This is a genomic window from Pantoea sp. SIMBA_079 (genome assembly GCF_046940275.1).
Lineage (GTDB): Bacteria > Pseudomonadota > Gammaproteobacteria > Enterobacterales > Enterobacteriaceae > Pantoea > Pantoea borealis.
Genome location: NZ_JAWRYR010000672.1, coordinates 1 through 250 on the forward strand (window position 1 = coordinate 1; position 250 = coordinate 250).

General features: G+C 54.4%; 1 pseudogene. It reads left to right on the top strand.

Going from position 1 to position 250, the window contains the following annotated elements:
• Positions 1 to 70 precede the first annotated feature (70 nt).
• Positions 71 to 250: pseudogene (locus SB719_RS21645) on the top strand (hypothetical protein); the annotation flags it as partial.

Consider the following 250-nt stretch of genomic DNA (forward strand, 5'->3'; position numbering starts at 1 on the left):
GTGGAGATGAGTTTGGTCTGAATCCAGAGCTATCCTGTGACAGACTTCTTCCTGAATTGGGAGAAGAACAATGAATGCCGTTCTGGATCATCCGATACAACACGACGGGCTTGGCGCGCTCCGCGATAAGCATCTTTTTCGTGAACTAGGCTATGTCGACGGGCGCTGGGTCGCAGGAGAGAAGGCTGAAACCTTTTCTGTTCTCGATCCTGCATGCGGTCAGCGGCTAGCGCGTGTGGCAAGCCTCGGC